At 48.4% G+C, this 19,429-nt stretch carries 12 protein-coding genes; 4 read left to right on the top strand and 8 right to left on the bottom strand.

Annotated features, from left to right (window positions below):
• Positions 1–7: 7 nt before the first annotated feature.
• The 4 genes from ACR8BL_RS19085 to ACR8BL_RS19070 form a co-directional block, all read right to left on the bottom strand.
• The gene (locus ACR8BL_RS19085) at positions 8–1,291 is read right to left on the bottom strand and encodes a vWA domain-containing protein (RefSeq protein WP_434749075.1); all 1,284 of its coding nucleotides are present in this window, start codon (positions 1,289–1,291) and stop codon (positions 8–10) included.
• A 206-nt stretch (positions 1,292–1,497) separates the two neighbouring features.
• Entirely contained in the window at positions 1,498–4,086 is a 2,589-nt protein-coding gene (locus tag ACR8BL_RS19080; RefSeq protein WP_434749074.1) for a transcription initiation factor TFIID, read from the bottom strand.
• Between the two features lie 12 nt (positions 4,087–4,098).
• Positions 4,099–7,488 (bottom strand): tubulin-like doman-containing protein, encoded by a 3,390-nt coding sequence (locus tag ACR8BL_RS19075; RefSeq protein ID WP_434749073.1) that lies wholly within the window; start codon positions 7,486–7,488, stop codon positions 4,099–4,101.
• Positions 7,489–7,768: 280 nt separating this feature from the next.
• A complete protein-coding gene (locus tag ACR8BL_RS19070; RefSeq protein ID WP_434749072.1) occupies positions 7,769–9,562 on the bottom strand; it encodes a vWA domain-containing protein in 1,794 nt (597 codons plus the stop codon).
• Positions 9,563–9,825: 263 nt separating this feature from the next.
• Here ACR8BL_RS19070 and ACR8BL_RS19065 point away from each other — a divergent pair, with 263 nt between their 5' ends.
• Positions 9,826–9,975: a hypothetical protein gene (locus tag ACR8BL_RS19065; protein ID WP_434749071.1), complete on the top strand. Its 150-nt coding sequence runs from the start codon at positions 9,826–9,828 to the stop codon at positions 9,973–9,975.
• Positions 9,976–9,986: 11 nt separating this feature from the next.
• Positions 9,987–10,904, top strand: a complete 918-nt coding sequence (locus ACR8BL_RS19060) for a hypothetical protein (RefSeq protein ID WP_434756402.1) — start codon at positions 9,987–9,989, stop codon at positions 10,902–10,904.
• A 648-nt stretch (positions 10,905–11,552) separates the two neighbouring features.
• On the opposite strand, the gene ACR8BL_RS19055 is transcribed toward ACR8BL_RS19060, so the two are convergent.
• Positions 11,553–13,100, bottom strand: a complete 1,548-nt coding sequence (locus ACR8BL_RS19055; protein ID WP_434749069.1) for a DEAD/DEAH box helicase — start codon at positions 13,098–13,100, stop codon at positions 11,553–11,555.
• Positions 13,101–13,811: 711 nt separating this feature from the next.
• Between ACR8BL_RS19055 and ACR8BL_RS19050 the strand changes: the two genes are divergently transcribed.
• Positions 13,812–14,183, top strand: a complete 372-nt coding sequence (locus tag ACR8BL_RS19050; protein WP_434749068.1) for a hypothetical protein — start codon at positions 13,812–13,814, stop codon at positions 14,181–14,183.
• Between the two features lie 296 nt (positions 14,184–14,479).
• Here the strand turns inward: ACR8BL_RS19050 and ACR8BL_RS19045 are convergent, their stop codons facing one another.
• Complete coding sequence (locus tag ACR8BL_RS19045; protein WP_434749067.1) at positions 14,480–15,943, bottom strand: SulP family inorganic anion transporter; 1,464 nt, start codon at positions 15,941–15,943, stop codon at positions 14,480–14,482.
• Positions 15,944–16,568: 625 nt separating this feature from the next.
• Between ACR8BL_RS19045 and ACR8BL_RS19040 the strand changes: the two genes are divergently transcribed.
• Positions 16,569–17,195: a hypothetical protein gene (locus ACR8BL_RS19040; protein WP_434749066.1), complete on the top strand. Its 627-nt coding sequence runs from the start codon at positions 16,569–16,571 to the stop codon at positions 17,193–17,195.
• Between the two features lie 135 nt (positions 17,196–17,330).
• Here the strand turns inward: ACR8BL_RS19040 and ACR8BL_RS19035 are convergent, their stop codons facing one another.
• Together ACR8BL_RS19035 and ACR8BL_RS19030 are read right to left on the bottom strand one after the other, a co-directional pair.
• Positions 17,331–19,001 (bottom strand): ABC1 kinase family protein, encoded by a 1,671-nt coding sequence (locus ACR8BL_RS19035; protein WP_434749065.1) that lies wholly within the window; start codon positions 18,999–19,001, stop codon positions 17,331–17,333.
• Positions 19,002–19,385, bottom strand: coding sequence for a phasin family protein (locus tag ACR8BL_RS19030; protein WP_434749064.1), 384 nt, complete (start codon positions 19,383–19,385; stop codon positions 19,002–19,004).
• Positions 19,386–19,429: the final 44 nt, after the last annotated feature.

Here is a 19,429-nt window from a genome sequence, read left to right as displayed (position 1 = left end):
CCCGATGTTAGAATCCTTTGCTGCGTGTGTCTCTTGGCCGCTGACCGAATCCTTCCGCAGATGAGGTTCCACGGCCAGCATCCCGGCGTCCTTTGTTCTTACGTGGTGTGTTCTCTTTGATCGGAACAATCCAGGAGAAGAAGGTGAGCACACCCGACAGGATTAGCATCGCTCCCAATCGAACGAAAGCATCACCTGCATTCGAACCGTTCAATCCCCATTCCAGTAACAGTCCAGCCAGCAAACCCGATACTGCACCGCCTACACCAAAGCTGAGTGCAAGATGACGGTTATCAAACACAATTCCAAGGGATACGCCAAGCGCCACACCAATAAATAACAAGGCAACTACACGGAAAATAGCCAAATACATGCTGTGCTCCATCGCACCGGTACGCTCCGTCACCAAAGTACGTTCATCAATCGTATCGTAAATCTGCTGGAACGCAACATTCAGCCCACCTGCGTCTGGCACATCATAGTACATCCCGCCGGTTTGCTGAGCAATGCTCTTGAGCAAATCCGTACCCGAAGGGTCTACCAGACTCAAACCAACAGTATGGATGGCCACCTGTTCCTGTACATACTGCGGCAAAATGCCCGAGATATCGGCATCACTGAATCCATCAGATAACAGAATAACGACGGTTCCCCGTTTGGGGTCCTGTTTGCCTTCGATCAGCTTCATGCCTTCCTGGAGTACCGTGTCAAAATTAGTACCGCCCGACGTCGTCACGATGCCGTTGATTTTACTATTCACTTCATTTTTTGCCGCCTCGCTGTCTACGGCAATAAACGGCTGCAACAATTGCGGCTGATCGTTAAACGTAATCACTGCGACCTGTTTGTCACTTTCCATCTGATTAATCAAGGTCTTGGCAGCTTCAAACCGTCCGTTATTCGGGTCTGTATCATTCATACTGCCAGAGTTGTCGATCATCAGAACAATATCTTTAACTTGTTTCGCCCCGCCCGGATTGATCTGATAGAGCAATTGCAATCCCAGCCCTACAACCAGTAGCAGTGCTAGTGTTGCAGGCACAAGCAGCTTCCAGGATAAACTGAGATATCTGAGCTTCCACGAAGCACCATTCAGACGTGGTGAGATCATCTCCGCCAGCAGGCAGAACAGTCCTACACTAAGCGCCAGTACACCGAAGTATAAACCCATCAGCAGCAAGCGCGGCATTTCCCCAAGCCACTGATGCAGCATGATTTCTCCTGCCGCAAAACCCACTGCTCCGCCAATCAGGCTGAACAGCACCAGGAGAAGATTGATTTTTCGCTGCATGTCTGCATGCATCCTTTCTCAAAACCCGCCAGAAGCGGGCTGACTTAATACCCTGTAAATTATTTATAATTGAAAGATACACACAGGATTGGAAGGTCTTTTCGGCTCAAGCTAAACAAGTCGAATTTAAGATGGTTTACCTCCACACTCTCCAGACCGAATGACCTTCCAAAAATGCGGTGTGATCTCTGTGTTGCCTCTTCCACTTATCCAAGGGGAGACAGTTTCTCCGCCAAATCCGCAGGATGAAGCTCATAGCCGTTCTCCGTGTACGAATCGTAGTACACCTTGCCGTTACGGTACACCATAAGATCCTCCAGATGGAAACCACCCATCAGATTAAGCTTCTCCACCCCGCTGCTACGCTCCTCATACACCACACCCAGCTTGTAGATTCGCGAGGTTTCCTCGGCATGTGCCGCGTAGTCCATGAAAGCACTGTGATGATCGCCAAAAAAGTACTTTTCTTCATACCGATGCTCCTGTGTATAGTCGAACACCCGTATACGGACAACCGCCTGATCTTCCAATGTACGATACAGTCTGCGGAATAGATCATCCCGCGTCAGTACATCCCGATCCCGATACGTAATTGTCACATTGGCTCGCTGTAACAACTCCTCTTCGAATGGCAATCGCAGTGGTTCCGCGGAGAGCAGTAAGGCACGGCAAACTTCCATTAAACGTGCAAGCAAACGTTCACTGCCTTCGGTAGCGAGCTGGTTCATGTCTCCCATGTAACGATCTTCGAACCATACATCCCGCCCCCGTCTCGCCTCCAGGTCGGTGATCAGTTCTTCCGTCACTCTACCGTAATACTCCATCACGTTCTGACCGATGTATTCATCGGCAGCAGCGATACTATCTTCCGCTGCTCCGCGTAATGTGCGTTCCAGCGCTTCAAGTGAGGACGTGACCTGGCGGCTGTAGCGGTTCAACTCTTCCATTTCCGTATCGTAGATACGAAGCAGATGCAGTTCATTTTCCAACCGCAGCAGATCTACTTTGGGTTCGTATACACGCTCCAGCAGACAATCGATCAGATTGCGTACGTTCTGCTTGTCGCGAAAGAGCGCCCGTTTGATCGGTTGATCCTCTACCCGTTCCTGCTGACGCTGTTCCAGCAGCTCACGTGCGGATTCGAGCTGCATCGATTTGTCACGAATCAGCGCGAGCAGTGCCTCACGCACGCTGCCGGGCTCACCATCACTCCAAGCAACCCATTGAAAGTAACCCACCTCAGGGTGCTCCATATGGGACTGCTCGGCCTGACGGCGAAGCGACCCGCTGGAACTGCGTTCACGCACACGCTCCTGCACCGGACGAACCACATTCTCACGGAAGTAGGCTTCTGCCCCTTCTCCATAAAGCGCTCGTTCTGCTTCCCGCAAGGAGAGCGGCTTGATTTCTGCGAAGCTGCGATTATGCGTCATGATGCCACTCATGCCGCTAACCAAATCTTCGCTTGGCAGCAGACCCTCCACCTTGCGTTCTACCGAAGAAACATCCAGTCCGAAAAAGGACATTTTGTCCTTGATGCTCCAGTCTGGCTCCTGCTGCATCCGTGCGAGCAGATAACGGTACAGGTGATACAACACCGTCAGCGCAATCGGTTTGTTCGGCCGCCTGACCTCGGCAAAACCTGCACTGGCGTATCCATGCTGATCCGAAGTGGTACGAATATTGTTTTTAAACGACGTATTATTGTAAGTATTCGCACCCGTGCTGGCGATGACAGCACGGTCTTCATGACTTTCCTCCTGCTTCCGGTTTTTCAGCAGACAGATACGGCAGATGATCTCAGCATTTTCGATCCAGCCGCCAGGCACACCGGTGCCACGTTCGTTTTTATCCGAAAGTACGTAGACCAGATCGAACAAAGGTGCTGCGGGATGGTTGACGGGAATAGAAATTCCGTCCTCCGTCACCAGCAGGTTGCCGCTGAACTTGTAGTCCAGCGATTGCATGTAGTCCAGCTCGCGCAGAAATGCAAGTCCTGCGGCGCTGGCATATCCGAAGGAATCAACCTGCTCCATCTCGCTAACCAGCACATGCAGATCGGTCTGCACTGATTTGAAGGATTGCGCGAGAATTGTCTCGGCCAGCTTAGTGATCTCTGGCAGTAGTACATTCAGCGGATCATCCGCTCGGGTGATGACCGTCACGTAAATTCGGTCAAAGGATGAATACAGACGTCCATATTCGGCAATGCGGGTGCTGACCCGCCGCATCGTACGATTCAGTCCAAAGAGCGCTTCCCCCGACTCGTGAAAGCTGCGGTGTACATCCTTGCGCAACGTTTTGGATGGTCGCTGTGCCTGCCGAGTGGGGAGTGGTAAACGGTGATAGGTGACCTGAGCGTTTTCATGTGATGACGCGGCCCCGTAACCTGATCTTGCTTTTTCCTGATAAGATGCATCCATATTCATCATTGAGCCGTAGGCAGATGATTGGGGAGCATCATGATGAAACGAATTTGTTGCATTCACCGCATCTACTGGATTCATTGCGTTTGAAGCATTCGATGCATCGTCTGTCCCAATGTGGACATATACTACACCGTCTTCGTTATCCCACTTCAGCTGATTAATATCATGCACAGCGGACACCGCTGGTTTCACCAGATCACCGACAAAAAGGAACAGGGCCGGGTAATGGATGCTGCTGCGTCCATCCCCTTGACTGCCCTGACGTTCCTGCTCTGTGGCGTAACGGGCAGCGTACTTGTGAAGCTCACGCTTTAGTACGTGCTGCATCCCGTTTTCTTTTTGCTGCATATTTATTGGTACATTCATACATCAGCCACCTTATTTCAGCCTTCTGCGAATATCGTTCAGCTTCGACGACATCGTTCTGTAGAACTGGTAGATGTCTTCTCCGTTCGCGAGTTCTACCCGCTCATACTCCAGACGATCCCGCGATTCCATAAACAGTGTTGCCAGATCATCCAGCTTACTCAGCAGTGGTGTAATATCCTCGGAAGCCGTCAGATCATTATCACGGCGGGAGGCTTTACGCAGCAATGTGCTACGGTCCTTCTCGGACAGGCCGCGGAAGTTGCCAAACACTTCGTATTCGGCGAAATTGCGGCTCTTCATCAGGTTGGCAAACGGCTCCCATGCGTCTTCCTCGGGATCACGGTCGTAAACGTATAACGCACCCTTTTTGACAATCGTATCGGTATAGAGCGCTTCGATAAAGCGGTCATACCACTGTTCTTCGTCTTGGTACTGAGCCAGAATACCTTCAAGTTCAGCCACTTTGGCGGTGATGGCATTCATCTTCGCCAGTTCCTCACGTACCCGCGCGATGAGCTGCGGAGAGCGTACCAGGTTTTCTTTGGCCATGTCTTCATTAATACTTCCGAAAATATCCTTCACATTCACCCGTGGCAACCCTTCGGATTGCAGACGTTTCAGTTCAAGGACAGCCCGTTTCACTTCACCCAGATTCGGTGCGTTCGATGTGAGACGCATGTCGTAAGCAGCCAGCTTGGCAGATAAGTCAAACGGTTCGGTAGTAACAATCGCATAGCGGTTACTTGTATTTTCATCCTCCGATTTGGCAGTGACAATCTTATAGCCAAGCGCTTGCTCGAATTCACTACGAACCCTTGCGTTATACTGCTTCACGCGCGCATTCTCGTACACATCTCCCCATGATTTTTCCGGAATCGGAGACGGCAGGTATGTCCAGTTGTTTTTCTCCGTTTGCACCAGATGGCGTCCAATGCCCTCTTTGTCCAAAATCGTGCGTTCGTAGCTCTCTTCATAGACTTTAAGCGGTGTATATACAAAGAGCGGTACCCCGTTGCGGGTATTCAGCCAGAAAATCCGGTTTCGTACTTCGCTTTCCTTAACGGTAAAGTGGGATTTGCCCACAGCGTTGTTCTGGTAGTTCCGAATCCCTTTCAGAATTCCTGGAGCCTGTGCTGGCACCGATACAAATCCCCAAGACGGGAAATGCAAACTGCCTGTGCTGTTGCTCAGATTAAACACCGGAACAGCCTCGTCATCCAGCTTGCCTGCGATGAAACGTTCCACGAACTTTTCAACGGACTCGTCTTTCCCGTATTTGATCACCAAGAAATCTTCCATAGAGCGAGTAATCAGGTCGCCGAACTTTTCGCTCAGGAAGTCAGAGATCGAGCTGACGATATCAATCTCGTTTTCCTTCACCCACTGGCTCGAATTCTCCAGCAGTTCACGACAGAAGTCACGGATCAGATCATCCGTATCACGTTTATCCAGCAACCCGTCCACCACGCTCACGATATCCGGTACACTTACCACGTTCCAATAATACGTCTTGTTCCCTTTGTGATCCATTTGTTCTTCGCTTCGTGTCAGCAGATCGCCGTTCTTGGCAAAGATGGAGCTGAGCGCATTCAGCGTCTCGGAAAATACGTTATAAATGCGGCTGTTCTCTTGATTCAGCAATTCATACAGGTCTTCATAGAACTCAATCATCTGGTCATTGCGTTCCACATCGGCATGCAGCCAGTATTCATGAATTTTCGCTTCAATATAAGCATTCTTTTTCTTCTCTTTGGAGACAAAGGCACTCTTCGCATCGCCAAGTTTCTCTTCGGATTGCTCCTGAGCCGCTTCAATATCACGTGGAATGCGGAACGCATTTTCACGCAGCGTTTCGATATATGACTGAATCATTTTCAGTACACAGAATCCCTTTTCGGTATAAATCAAACGAGAGACGTAGAATGGCCCCTGCTCAGGATGCAAAAACATACGCCGGATCTGCTCGGTAAACTGGCCTGCAATCTCGCCCGGCAGCTGTTTCTTTGCTTTGATATATTCTTCACGGGCACGTGCCAGGAAGTTCTGTTCCAGCTCCGTATCCATGTTGACGACTTGGGATTTCACCACATTGCCGTAGGATAAACGCTCGCTGTTCTGGTAACCCGGAAGCGGTTCGGGTACGCGTGATTCGAAGGATTTAACTACACTTTCGAGATCAATGCCTAGCTTGCGCGCGAACTTCTCCGTATCCTCCTGATTGGGTGCTTTCGAGAACATGGTGCTCATCTTGTCAAACATCCGGTAAGCCAGATACGTTGTCATCTCTTCAATCGGCAGTACGGCGGAAGATGCACCGATGATGTTGTAATCATAGTTCGCCGGGTACACTTTGTTCATCTGCGCGATGTTGGTGCGAATATTGCTGATATAGTCATGAATCGCAAATTCCTCACCCGACTGTTTCTCTTCACTGGAGATAAAGTTGGTTATATTCTCCGCAGTAACGTTCATGCAGTAATCATACGCGTTCTCCAACAGTTTGCCTTCCGTATTCGTTGCCGAGATCAGATGACACAGGTTAAATGGCGGCAGCGGAGAGTTTACGGTCAAAATATTGCCGTACTTCTGTGCAAACCGCTCGCCGCGGCTGTCCACGTTCATCCAGTAATCCAGCTCTTTGAGCGCTGCATATCCGTTCTTGCGAATATATTCCCGTGTGTGCTCGCTCAAGCTTTTGTTGGACAGGTTCACGTCTGGCGTGAACAGGTAACCGAGCGTGTTGACGCGGTCAATCCCGGCAGAGCCGTGATCCCGTTCGATGATGCCACGCACGATATAGGAAATATCGAGGAAGCAGCCACTGCCTGTACCACCGGACAGACCGGTGAGCAGGAATACCATCAGTTTTTTGTTGGTGCCAACGGATAGGGTTTTGATCTTTTTATCGATGGCCTGCACCACTTGATTAATCTTCGTAAACAGAAGCAAACGCCCAGCCTGACGCACTCCTGCGGCTCCGTTCATGCCATCCGTGATGCTCAGTTCAGGAGACAGCCAGTCCGTGATATACGGCTCCAGCACGCTGCGATTCTGCAAAAGCCCACCAATCTCCGCATTGGATAACAGTACAAATTCGTTGATCGGATCCAGTCCGATGCCTCTATATTTCTTCGCACGATCCTGCTCGTTTGTCTCAAACGCCAGAAATTCAACGTTGTCCGGCTTCTCCATCTTTTTCTTGGACACCGGGTCTTGTGGCAGCTTGAAACGGCGGTTGATCTGATATTTCAGACGCAACAGTGCGTCAATCCCCGTTCCTCCCAGACCGATAATCAGAATCGGGTTATCAATCGTATCAACCCTGATTTTCTCACTGACGATCCCTCCGCCCAGTGATACATCCAGTTGCTGAATATGCTCTCTAACGATCGGTTTCATTCGATATCCTCCCTTAATAAACCAGTTGGGTACAACTCATTACACTCGCCACTCCAATGACAGAGTTACCTTCCGATCGCTGTTATCCCCAGATTTTCTTGATTCCCTTTTCTAAAAGGAAAAATCTGGTGATAAAGGCGCACGCTCCGCTTCTTCAGGTTTTCTCTGTCCTCTCCGTTAACGTGTAAACAATTAGCCCAACTTATATTGGTATCCCTTTAAATCAAATCATGCATTTAAAACAAATTATCAATTTAAACCAATAAACCGAACAATCATGTTACACCAAATACTCAATCAAAATCGTTTTATCCGCCTGTTGCAGCGGGATGCTCAGTCGATCACCGTTCTTCAGTTCAACGCCTGAGCTTGCATCCACCGCACGGCCGGATTTCTCCAGCGTTCCCCCTGCGGTATTGCGGATCATTAGTCGGTCTCCACTGCCAGGGGTGAAAATATATTTCTCTGTTTCCTTCAGTTCAGGGTCAAGCTGCAACAATTGATGCAAATGGAACTTGCCCCGGAAGGATGCCAGCTTTTTGTATTGTGGATAGGACTTGTCTCCGGTGTTCTCATCCCGAATCTCCACGATGATCTGACCAACAAAGCCGCGGTTTTTGCGTTTCAGCCAGCCCATCAGGAACCAGCCGCACGCCGCCACCACGATCAGGGCGATCACACCCAGGATGACAGGCATCCACGGGAACGGTTTCTCATTGGCACTCGCTGGTGTTGTTGGCTGTGCCTGACTTCCGCCTGCGCCTCCTGCATTTATGATGATCGGTGCACTCTCACGGTAAAAGCTATCTTCTTCCGCCCGAATGACCAGCTCATAGTTGTGATTGTCCGGCACTTCAAAGATTCCGGCAAAACCGGAGCCCGTATTCTTCAGCGGCTGCTCTTCTTTTTTGCCTGTGTCCTTGTCATTCACGATCAGTGTGGCCTTCATATCCGCATACAGGTCATTATCCTGTAGCGGCTGACCGCCATTTTCCAGTCTCGCCGACAGGTCAATCTTGTCGCCTTTCGTATAGGACTTGGTCTTAATTGAGCCCGCAACGAGTTGAAGATCATAGTTAAACAGCAGATTAATATCAATACTGTCTTTGGGAGCCCCTTTTACCCGAAGTTTCCAGTCGCCCTCCTGAGGTTTCAGCAGCTTCACGAGTGAATAACTTTTGGATGTAGACAGCTTGGCCTCTTTTGAATTCAGATTCACGTTTTTGCCTGAAGGATCAGTTAACTGGATTTGTACCGGCTTCGAGGACATGATGGAAATATTGGCTTCCAGTACGCTGTCATTCGGCACACTCACGGTAACTTCCTGATAACTGCCGTTTCCGGTTATTGAAGGCAGCTTCACCACATTAAGCTTGGCATGATCGGCGAAAATATCACTTAGAATCTGTGGCAGATCATCCGGTGTATCGGTAATAAACGACTTGCCTCCCGTTTGTTTAGCGAGGTCTGCAAGTGCATTTTTGTTCAGCTTGCCATCAGCGTTAAGTCCGATGGTGTAGATTGGAATGCCTTTCGCTTGCGCATCCTTAACGGCTTTTGCCAGATCAGCATCCGACTCGGCCTGGGTGCGTCCTTTGCTTTTGTTAAAATCGTTATTGCCATCCGCCAGCAATACGATCATGGGCGAGTGTGATGCATCAGCCCCATGGTTCAAGATGTTCACAGCCTCTGCAACACCAACGGAAATATCGGTGTACGGGCCTCTGCCAAGCTGGTCGATAAAGTCCTTCAGATTGCTTTTATCTGCGTCAGACTGAATCTCGAGCATAGCCTTCTCTCGCTCCACCTGATCGGTGTAGGCGACAATACCTACTTTATCACCGACGGTTGGCAGCATATCTATAAACATTTTCATCGCTTCATTACTGATCTTGTCACGATCACTTGTATTCATCGAGTTGCTGACATCGGCTACAAGCACCGCGTCAATTCCACTCGTCTGTGCCTGAGCGGCTTCCGCTTGGGGGAGCAGTGCCGAAGGCAGCAGCAGGGTTAGTAATGCCAGCAGAACCATGGTTCCGCTGAGCCAGCGTTTTTTGCGTATCCGCAGCATGGGCTGTACTCCTTCACGTTTGAGATTAAAATGCGAATAGTTTATTATAGGCGTCAAGCCTTAAGGAAATCTTAACAGTCTGCTAATAAAATCTGAAAAGCACCCCTATTCTGAGTTACAGTTTTGTAATGTCTGACAAAAATCGACGATTTTAGGGCTTTGGTTGGAACAATAATTCCAACTATGGAAATATGATATAGTTATTGCCAGCAAACTGCAATATAACAGTGCTTGATCTTCAAGCCATAGAAAGGGACGGAATTATGGTTACATACGTATGCCTCGCCATATTGTTTCTTTTTGTCATCATCAGGGTGATCACATTTCAGGTTCATCGCCGCAAACCCGTCTCCCGCGAAGACACAGATCGCACCCTGTACAATATTCTGAATGGCGGACGTGATGGAGCATGAGCAAGAAAAAAGTGGTATCCATACGGCCATTTAACCGAACGACATATGCCTATGAAAAGTTGCATATTTGCAAGCGCTGCGGGCAATATACATGCCTTTGGGAAGATCACTGCACCTCCTGCGGGCACGGCACACTTGTCTCTGTGCAGGAGAGAGCAGATTCACGAGTAAAACGCCGGATGGTGCGTGATGTGTTCTTCGTTCTATTGATCGGCGCAGCAGCTACTTATTTCGGTGAAACGCTCGATCAGTCCATGATCGCGGCTACCGTGTCGCTATTGCTGCTCGGTGGCCTGATCTTTATGCAGCAGCGTTCATTCCAGATTGAACAGCGACGCGAGATGAGACGCTTACTGCGACTGGATGAAGAAGTGATCCGCCAGAGCATCAACCGAAACTGGGCCCTCGTTGCCGAAGCGCGAAAGGAGAACGAGGCACTCGCCTATGAAATGTTGCGTGAGATCGGCTCTCTGATCTACAACGACCGAATTCGCTTGCAGCAGGTCGCATTACTGCAATCCTTCGTGCTGCGCAGCGACATGGACTTGCAACTGAAACCGCTCCTGCTCCATAACTTCGAGCGGCTGCTCGCCGAGTATATTGGCGAAATTGCCAGGCTGAAGCCGGAATTGATCCGTGAAGACGCGATTCGTTATATCGCGACGTATGAGGTTCACATTTTACAGTTGCATAATGGCATCCAGATTCTGACCGCCGTGGCGGCCGCTGCCGTGCGTAAGAGCAAATATATTGAGCTGTTTCCCAGCCTGATTACCCGCTATGCACGCTTCATGCCGAAAGACCGTTTTATGCGGCTCTATCACACCATCGAACGTTATCCGACCAAAGCACGCGGTGGACTCGCGGAGTCCGTCGGACGAGTGTATAACGAGAAGTACCGGGATCAGTACGCTGATGTTCATGGGTAACCATGTAACAGTTAAGCTCAGATGTCATAGCCTACTGTACAGTTCGATAAGTAAAATAATGCAAATCAGCTCCCTATCTATAGACGAACTGTATGTTGTGCCCCCTGCATCTTTGTCAGCCAGTAGCGTGATATTGTGTCATCCTTTAATCATATAAGTTTTAAACCGAAAACACCCCGTCCTTAGGTCTAGGATGAGGTGTTTTGTCGTTCTGGTACATATTGCTCGGATTCTAACGTTCACAGGGGAACTTATTTCGGCCAAATTAACACTCTAACAATTCTAACGATCTCCAGGAGCCTTATTTCGCTGAAATTCCATCAACACGCCTGCCATTTATGACTTTTTCGCCAAATAACGTCGCTCCTGATCGTTACAATTGCTCCACCCTCAAAAAAGCCTAAATTAGCTCTCTCGTGATCGTTAGCGCTCGGGGGTGCAATGAAATGATAGTTTGGTGGTGTGCATGTGATGTTGGTTATAAAAAAGGGTCGTGACGTGTTCCGTCGCGACCCTTGGTTCGAGTGTTCGGTACGATGACGTACCCGAACCCTCTCAATATGTGCCATGCGGCATCCGCTATTGCGGTCGCATGGCTATGATGCCTCTAGCGCAATATGCGGCGGCATCGCCGCTTGCGCCAGTGCTTTACCGCCCGCGACGAGAATCGCGGCGGTCGCCCCTGCTCGGACCGCGTCCTGCGGCGTCCGAGCGGCCCGAACCAGCGCCACCGCGCCCAGCGGTGCGCTTGTCTGCGCTGCGGCCTGCCCAGCCGCTGCCTTGGCTCGTGCCGCGGCTACTGCTGCTGCGGCCCTGGCTTGCTGCACCGCGACTGCTGTCGCTGCTGCGCGCCGAACCGCGACTCGCGCTGCGCTCATCGCCGCTACGGCCGCCACTACGTCCACCGCTGCGGCCTCCAGATGTGCCGCCGCGAGACCCACGACCGCCACCTTCTCGGCGGTCGTTACGACCTGAGCCGCGACGGGCACTGCCTGTCCCTGCAGTACGACCGCCACGCTCATCATCACGCTCACTATGGATGGAGCGGCGAGTGGCTCCCGTGGAAGCAACTGGACCTTCACTCGTCCACTGAATACGGTTCAGCTTCTGATTCGTACCTTCCTCGATCCGAGCAAGCTCCGGTCTGTCGTGCTGGGTTGCAAACGTTACAGCAAGACCTGTGCCGCCTGCTCGTCCTGTACGACCGATCCGGTGAATATAACTTTCTGCATCATGTGGCATATCGTAGTTGAATACATGGGTTACCCCTTCAACGTCCAGCCCGCGTGCAGCGACATCCGTAGCCACAAGGATTTGTAACTTCGCATCACGGAATGCCTTCATAACCTTCTCCCGCTTCGCTTGGGACAAGTCCCCGTGAAGCTCATCACTTTCATACCCGGCTTCACGAAGATCTTCGTTCAGCTTGGAAGCCCGGCGCTTCGTCCGGCAGAAAATAATCGCCAAATACGGGCGATACGTATCAATCATGCCACGCAGTGCATCAAACTTGCCGCGATCCGTGCATTCCAATACCTGCTGGCGAATCTGGTGAATCGGAATCATCGACTTGGAGGATACTTTGACATCCTCCGGATCTTTCATGTAGTTCTTCGCCAGTACACGAATGCCTTTAGGCATCGTTGCCGAAAACAGCATCGTTTGACGTTTATGCGGCAGTTCGCGCAAAATCGTCTCCACATCATCCAGGAAGCCCATATGCAACATTTGGTCAGCTTCATCGAGCACCAGTTTTTTCACATTATCAAGCTTCAATGTACCACGGCGCAGGTGATCCAGCAGACGACCTGGTGTACCTACAACGATCTGGGTTCCATTTTGCAGCTTGCGCAGCTGCCTTTCGACATCCTGTCCACCATATACAGCAAGCACATGCAGCTTGTCATCATTTGCGGTCAGTTTCTTTGCTTCTTCTGTAATCTGCAAAGCCAGCTCACGAGTAGGCGCGATAATCAGTGCCTGCGGAGAGAGGTCAGATACGTTAATTTTCTGAATTATCGGCAGCAAAAAAGCCAGCGTTTTCCCTGTGCCCGTCTGTGCCTCGGCAATGATATCACGTCCACCCAGCAGTACGGGTATCGAACGCTCCTGTACCGGAGTCGGCACCGTGATTCCCTGATGTTTCAGTACCTCGCACCACTCCGGGCGAATACCTAGTTGTTCAAAATTTGTCAATCGTTACACCTCTGTATATTCATTTAGATAAGTCCATTTCATAGAAGACCCTAGCCCTTTGGAAAATGCATAGGCATCTCCGTCTGAACTTCATTGAGTCTATAGCCATGTCTGAGTCTACATACGAGCCTGCTATTGGCGTCCGTGTGCCTGAGTTCTGCATCTGAACCTGAATTGGATTCTGTGTGCATTTCCCAAGTTTTGCATATGAGCTTGCATTTCGAATCATACTGCAACACACACACGTAACTTCACACTAGTTTTCCTGAATTCAACTCTGATTATGAAATGAATTTTTAAAAAGCAATCATTCCGTTGCTCTTCTTCTCCATACCCTGTAGTTTACACGTTCATCCAGCAAAACAAAAGCGAAACCGAACTACCGCGCCAACTTGTAGCATAAACGTATCGTAAAAATCAGACATTGTTTAAGTCACTGTGCCAACCTGACATCGCTACTAAGCATTTTAGAAATATACCGAAAGAGAGATAAACATGAGAATTTTATCATTGTTTACATTCTTTTTTATTCAATTTTATAAATTAGCTTGTTACATATTTTATAAATGAGTTTGTTAAATATCTTATAGGTTAGCATTTTAATTAGCTGTTTAGGTAACCAACATCAATGTGGTCGCGTTTATTCTAATGTGCACACAACGTGATCATGGATCAGTAGAAGGAGGAGAACATGCGATTAAAGCAAAAGGAATGCGAAGAATGATGATTTGGGGGCTGATTGGCATCCTCGTGCTGATCATCATAACCTTGCTATCGATTCTAAACAATGTTGGTTACAGCAACGTAAGACAAATCATACATTTGGAGCGGAGTGGTCATTCGATTATTCAGATGGAAACTCCTTCACCTGGTAGGGAACGTTACCTTACCAAAGACCAGAACGATCCGCAGGAGCGGTTAAAGTCACGGATGGATCGTGAAGGTTGGAAGTACCAACAACAAGAAGGCTCGGGTTATTTTTTCGTAAAAGAGGACAGGCAAGAGATTGTGACCATTCGCCAATGGAATCATTTCTACATCTTATACGATTTGAATGCCGGTATTGCCAACCTTGAAGACTAGCTAAAAAGACTAACTAGAACACATAACTTAAGACCACCAATAATCCTAACGATAAATTCTAACGATCACTAGGAAGCTTATTCGTTCGAAAATCACAGAAATTCACCTCTGCAGAAGCTAAATCAGCCAAATAGCGTCTCTGGGGATCGTTAAAATGTAAAATGCCAAAATACACCTAAATAAGCCTTCTCATGATCGTTAGCACTCACGGCTACAAAAAAAGCGGCTCCCACGGCATAAACCGCAAAGAAGCCGCTACTACATATAAAAAAAAACAAAACCCCGAAGCAGCTGCTTTACGCTCCGTGTACGCCTGTCCCCGCACCTGAAACCTTGAATCCACTGCGCTCCAGCAGGCGGGAGCTTTCTTCGTTCAACCCGCGCAGATGCACAGTTTTACCGAGCTTGGCGTATTTGAATTTCACTTTGCCAATCGCCACAACCGCCGTGTTGTCCCAGATATGCGAGCCGCCAAAGTCAATCGTAATGTCCTGCGGATCTGCTTCTGCATCGAATTCATCTACGAAATGGGATGAGGAACCGAAGAAGAACGGCCCTTGCACACGATACACTTTTTGCCCTTGCTCTTCACTAGCCTGTACACGAATTTTGGTTTGTTTCCAGCCAAAATGCAGCACGCTGAGCACAACACCGACCATTACACCAAGCGACAGGTCATGTGTGTAAACAACGATCGCTACCGTCACCACCATAACGAAAGCTTCTGCGCGTGGTACACGGGCTATATTTTTAACAGAACTCCAGTCAAACGTACCGATACACACCATAAACATAACGCCGACCAGTGCCCCCATTGGGACTTGTTTCACCACACCGCTCAGCAATAACAGCAAAATAGCAAGGAACGATCCTGCTGTAAATGTCGACAGCCTTCCGCGTCCGCCTGACTTCACATTAATCACGGACTGTCCGATCATCGCACAGCCACCCATGCCACCGAACAATCCGTTCACAAAGTTTGCAATCCCCTGACCGCGCACCTCCCGGTTTTTGCTGCTTTTGGTTTCCGTCATCTCATCAACAATAGTCGCGGTCAACAAGGATTCCAGCAAACCGACAAGCGCCATTGTGAATGAATACGGCAGCAGGATCATCAGTGTATCCCATGTCCACGCAATATTTGGCAGATGGAACATCGGCAGTGTGCTCGTCAGATTGCCCATCTGACCTACCGTTTTCACATCGAGATGAAAGACCACGGTAATAATGGTCATGATAATAATCGCTACAAGTGGAGCCGGAGCCCCTTTGAAAAAACGTGGCAAAATATAGATGATCGCCAGCGTCCCCGCCACCATCGCATACATGATCCAGTTCGCTCCCGTAAAATGGGTGAGCTGCGCCATGAAGATCAGAATCGCGAGTGCGTTAACGAATCCGGTTAACACGGAATGAGGCACAAACGTAATAAATCGCCCCACTTTAAATATGCCTAAAATAAACTGAATCACGCCCGTCAGAATGGTCGCCGCAAAAAGATACTCCACGCCATAATCCTTGACAAGCCCCACCATCAATACCGCCATAGCTCCTGTTGCTGCCGAGATCATGCCCGGTCTGCCGCCCGCAATCGAAATAATGATCGCTATCGTAATCGACGCGTACAATCCGACCATCGGATCAACACCTGCGATAATGGAGAAGGCAATGGCTTCCGGAATGAGTGCCAGCGCTACCGTAATGCCCGCAAGTATATCTCCGCGGATGTTGCCAAACCACTGTTGTTTTAACGTATTCATATGTTCTTGCTTTGCCTCCTAGATGTATTCCCATAATTAACAAACTAAATGAAGAATAACGGGTGCCTCCCACGCAGATATTATCAAATTTCTCAAAGTATATAGTAGCAGTGGGAGTCTCTCCGTAAATTTGCCTGTGCTAGTCTGAAGGAGTTTAGGATCCTATGCTCATTACTTCTTTCCTTATTTAAGAGCTGTATGAAGTTTCTAAGTTTCTCCTTGTCATAAAAGACTTTCTGGTTGTTATCGACCTACCATTATAGTCACAACACACAATGATAAGTAAGTATAATAGATGGAATATTGTTAATTCAACTAAATTACTAATTCCCTATCCTCATAAGTACATCTGAAGAGAAAATTATTGCTAAACAACAATATGAGTTATCCAAGAAAATTAATTACACATTTTTTTAAATATAGGAATATTGAGTTATCATTAGGTGAGCTCTAACTATAATAATAATTCGTTTAATCAGAACAAAGCTTATCCAAACTACTTACAGGGCAAGAAGTATACGGATGGAGATTGGTAGATAAGAATTCTGATTTTACTATAACAGATCTGCATAAATTAGCAGATCTGTTATTCATATTAAGAATACTAAAAGACGGAGGTATGACTTTGAATTCACGCTTAATTAACTCGATAATTGGCTTCTGTATTGTATTCTTATTGGTCGGCTGCACTGCAAATACGGAAGGGACAGAAGACACACCTAAATCTGATCATATCATTTATTCTCAAGAGTATACGAAGGAACTCAAAGCCATAGAAAAAAACATGCTTGAGAATCCTGAAGTATTCCATGAAACTTCGAATGAAAATTACAAAATTTCTGCAACTGTTAATTTAAGTGTTCAAGATGGGGTTGAAAGAATGGTATATGAAATTTTCGTGAAAGACCCTAAGATTAAACTTGAGGATCTTAAAATGAGTTTTAACTTGAATCCAGATATGTTACAAAGGCTTAACACAAGTAATATTTTTGAAAGTAATGTTTTGAATGATGCCCCCCTCACGATCTCTACTGATAGCGAAACTACTGGAGCTAGTTTATTTAGAGCTTTTTTACTTGATAAATCCAAAGTAGATAAAAAAACTCTTAATCTGTATAAAGATATGTTTGTGAAAATATCCTATGTGATAGATGAGAAAGTCCATCAAGATTTTTTTAAGCTTCAAGCAACTCCTTCAGAAGAGATACAAACGTATTTAAAGGAAGCATCTTCAGAAGATCAAAACAAATAATCGATTATAAAGCACATTACGATAAAAAGACTATACTCATAAAAATAAGTCCACTTAATGAATCTAAACAAAGTGGAAATTATAAAAAATCCGACATTTCATTTTTAAGAATGATCGTCGGATTTTTATGTTTTTCTAGAACCTGCCCGATTTAAATATCGAGTACAGCAGGAATGCAACCATCAGGATCGCCACGAGAAAACCAATCTCAATCACCGGAATATCCCACAGCATCGTGGATTGGTGACTAATCGAAGAACCGATAATAAGTCCAACCATGATGATACAGAAGGCGAGCAGCACAATGCTGAATGATAAACGGTTACTGATCTGATCCAGTCTACGCATGAGTGACTCTAATTCGGGTACGCTGATCTCCAGCCGCAGCTTACCTTTGCTGATGATGGAGGATAACTGCCGCAGCTGTCCTGGCAACCCAATGACACTTTCCGCCATGTCTGCCGCACTGCGAAACAACCGATTTTTGATACGACCCGCGCTAAAACGTTCCTTCAGCAGCTTCCGTCCAAATGGCTCCGCCATATCCACGATACTCAAGGTAGGGTCGAGATGTTCGATGACCCCCTCCATCGTCAGCAGCGATTTGCCCATCAGCAGAATATCCGCTGGCATCACAACCCGATGCCTCTGCGCGACGCCAAACAGATCATTCATGGCCTGACCCACGCTGATTTTGGAGAAAGGGATATCATAATACTTGCTTCGAAGCTTGTCCAAATCCACATGCAGTCCGCGCACATCCATGTCATCCGGCATCATGCCCAGCTTCTCAATTGCCCGGATCATACTGTCCGTATCCTTCCGCATGAGTCCGATAATAAGTGACGCCAGCTGCTGCCTCATCTCATCGCTCAGACTGCCAACCATGCCGAAGTCGATGAATGCCAGACGCCCGTCCTTAAGCACCATGAGATTGCCAGGATGCGGGTCGGCATGAAAGAAACCTTGCATGAAAATCTGGTTCAACAGTGCATCCACGAGTCGCTCTGCAATATTATTCAGATCATGACCACGCTTCACGAGTTCTTCCCGATTGTTCAGCTTGATGCCCTCGATATACTCCATGGTTAACACACGCGATGAGGTCTGATCCCAGTAGATCACTGGAATCTTCACTTTGTTGTCCTGTTGATACTGCTGTGCGATCTTTTCCGTATTGCGGCCTTCGATCGTATAATCCAGTTCTGTCATCAGAGCCTGAGCATACTCTTCCACCATCTGTGGAATCTGGTATTGTTTCACCCAGTCCCAACGTTTCTCCGCCATGGCGGTCAGTTCACGCAGAATATCCAGATCACGCTGCACAATCCGCGATATGCCAGGACGCTGGATTTTGATCGCTACCGCCTCTCCGCTCTGAAGTTTGCCCAAATGCACCTGACCAATGCTGGCCGCAGCCACCGGGGTATCCTCGAACCGGGAAAAGATCTCCTCCAGCGGTATATCCAATTCCTGTTCCAAAATACCCCGTGCCGTCTCTGACGAAAAGGGTGGAACCTGATCCTGCAGTTTCACCAGTTCCCGAATGACCGATTCAGGCAAAAGATCTGCCCTTGTGCTTGCAAGTTGCCCCAGCTTCACAAAAGCCGGCCCCAGCTCCTGCAGCACCAGCCTGATCCGTTCACTGAGCGTTTTGGTCGGCTGCGCTTCACGCGACATCCACCGTCTGGGCAGGGCCAGCAGCTGGAATAATCCCAGCTCCTCGACCATATAACCGAAGCCATGACGCACCAGCGCCATGGCAATCTCTCGGTATCTGCCGACATGTTTAATTCGAACAGCCATCTATTCGATCTCGTTTCCTTGGAGAGGAGGAGAGTCTTCAACAACCGGAGCCGGGGATTCATCAAGTTGAAGCTGTGGTGTCTGTTTCAGCTCAGCCAGCTTTTTTTCCAGAACCGCAACACGTTGCTCCAGAGCAGTCACATCACTCTCAGAGGCTACGCCAACTTCCTGTAACACACGCTTGACCTGCTCCTGAATGATACGTTTGAGCTGACCCTGTTCTTCATCGCCGCGCTCCATCAATCGTTCAATCAACGCTTTGGATTCTCCGGGCGCAAGCTCCCCACGTTTCACCAAATCATCCACGGTTTTCTCAATCTTTTCTTTGCTGACTACCGTAAGACCCAGACCTAACGAGAACGCCTTTTTGAACAAATCGCTCATCTTATTCATCCTCCTCTTTGGTTGTCTCTATATTACACCTCTTC

It is taken from the genome of Paenibacillus amylolyticus (genome assembly GCF_051136285.1).
Taxonomy (GTDB): Bacteria; Bacillota; Bacilli; order Paenibacillales; family Paenibacillaceae; genus Paenibacillus; species Paenibacillus amylolyticus_F.
Note: the sequence above shows the minus strand (reverse complement) of the source record. Positions and strands in the feature narration are given on the sequence as shown.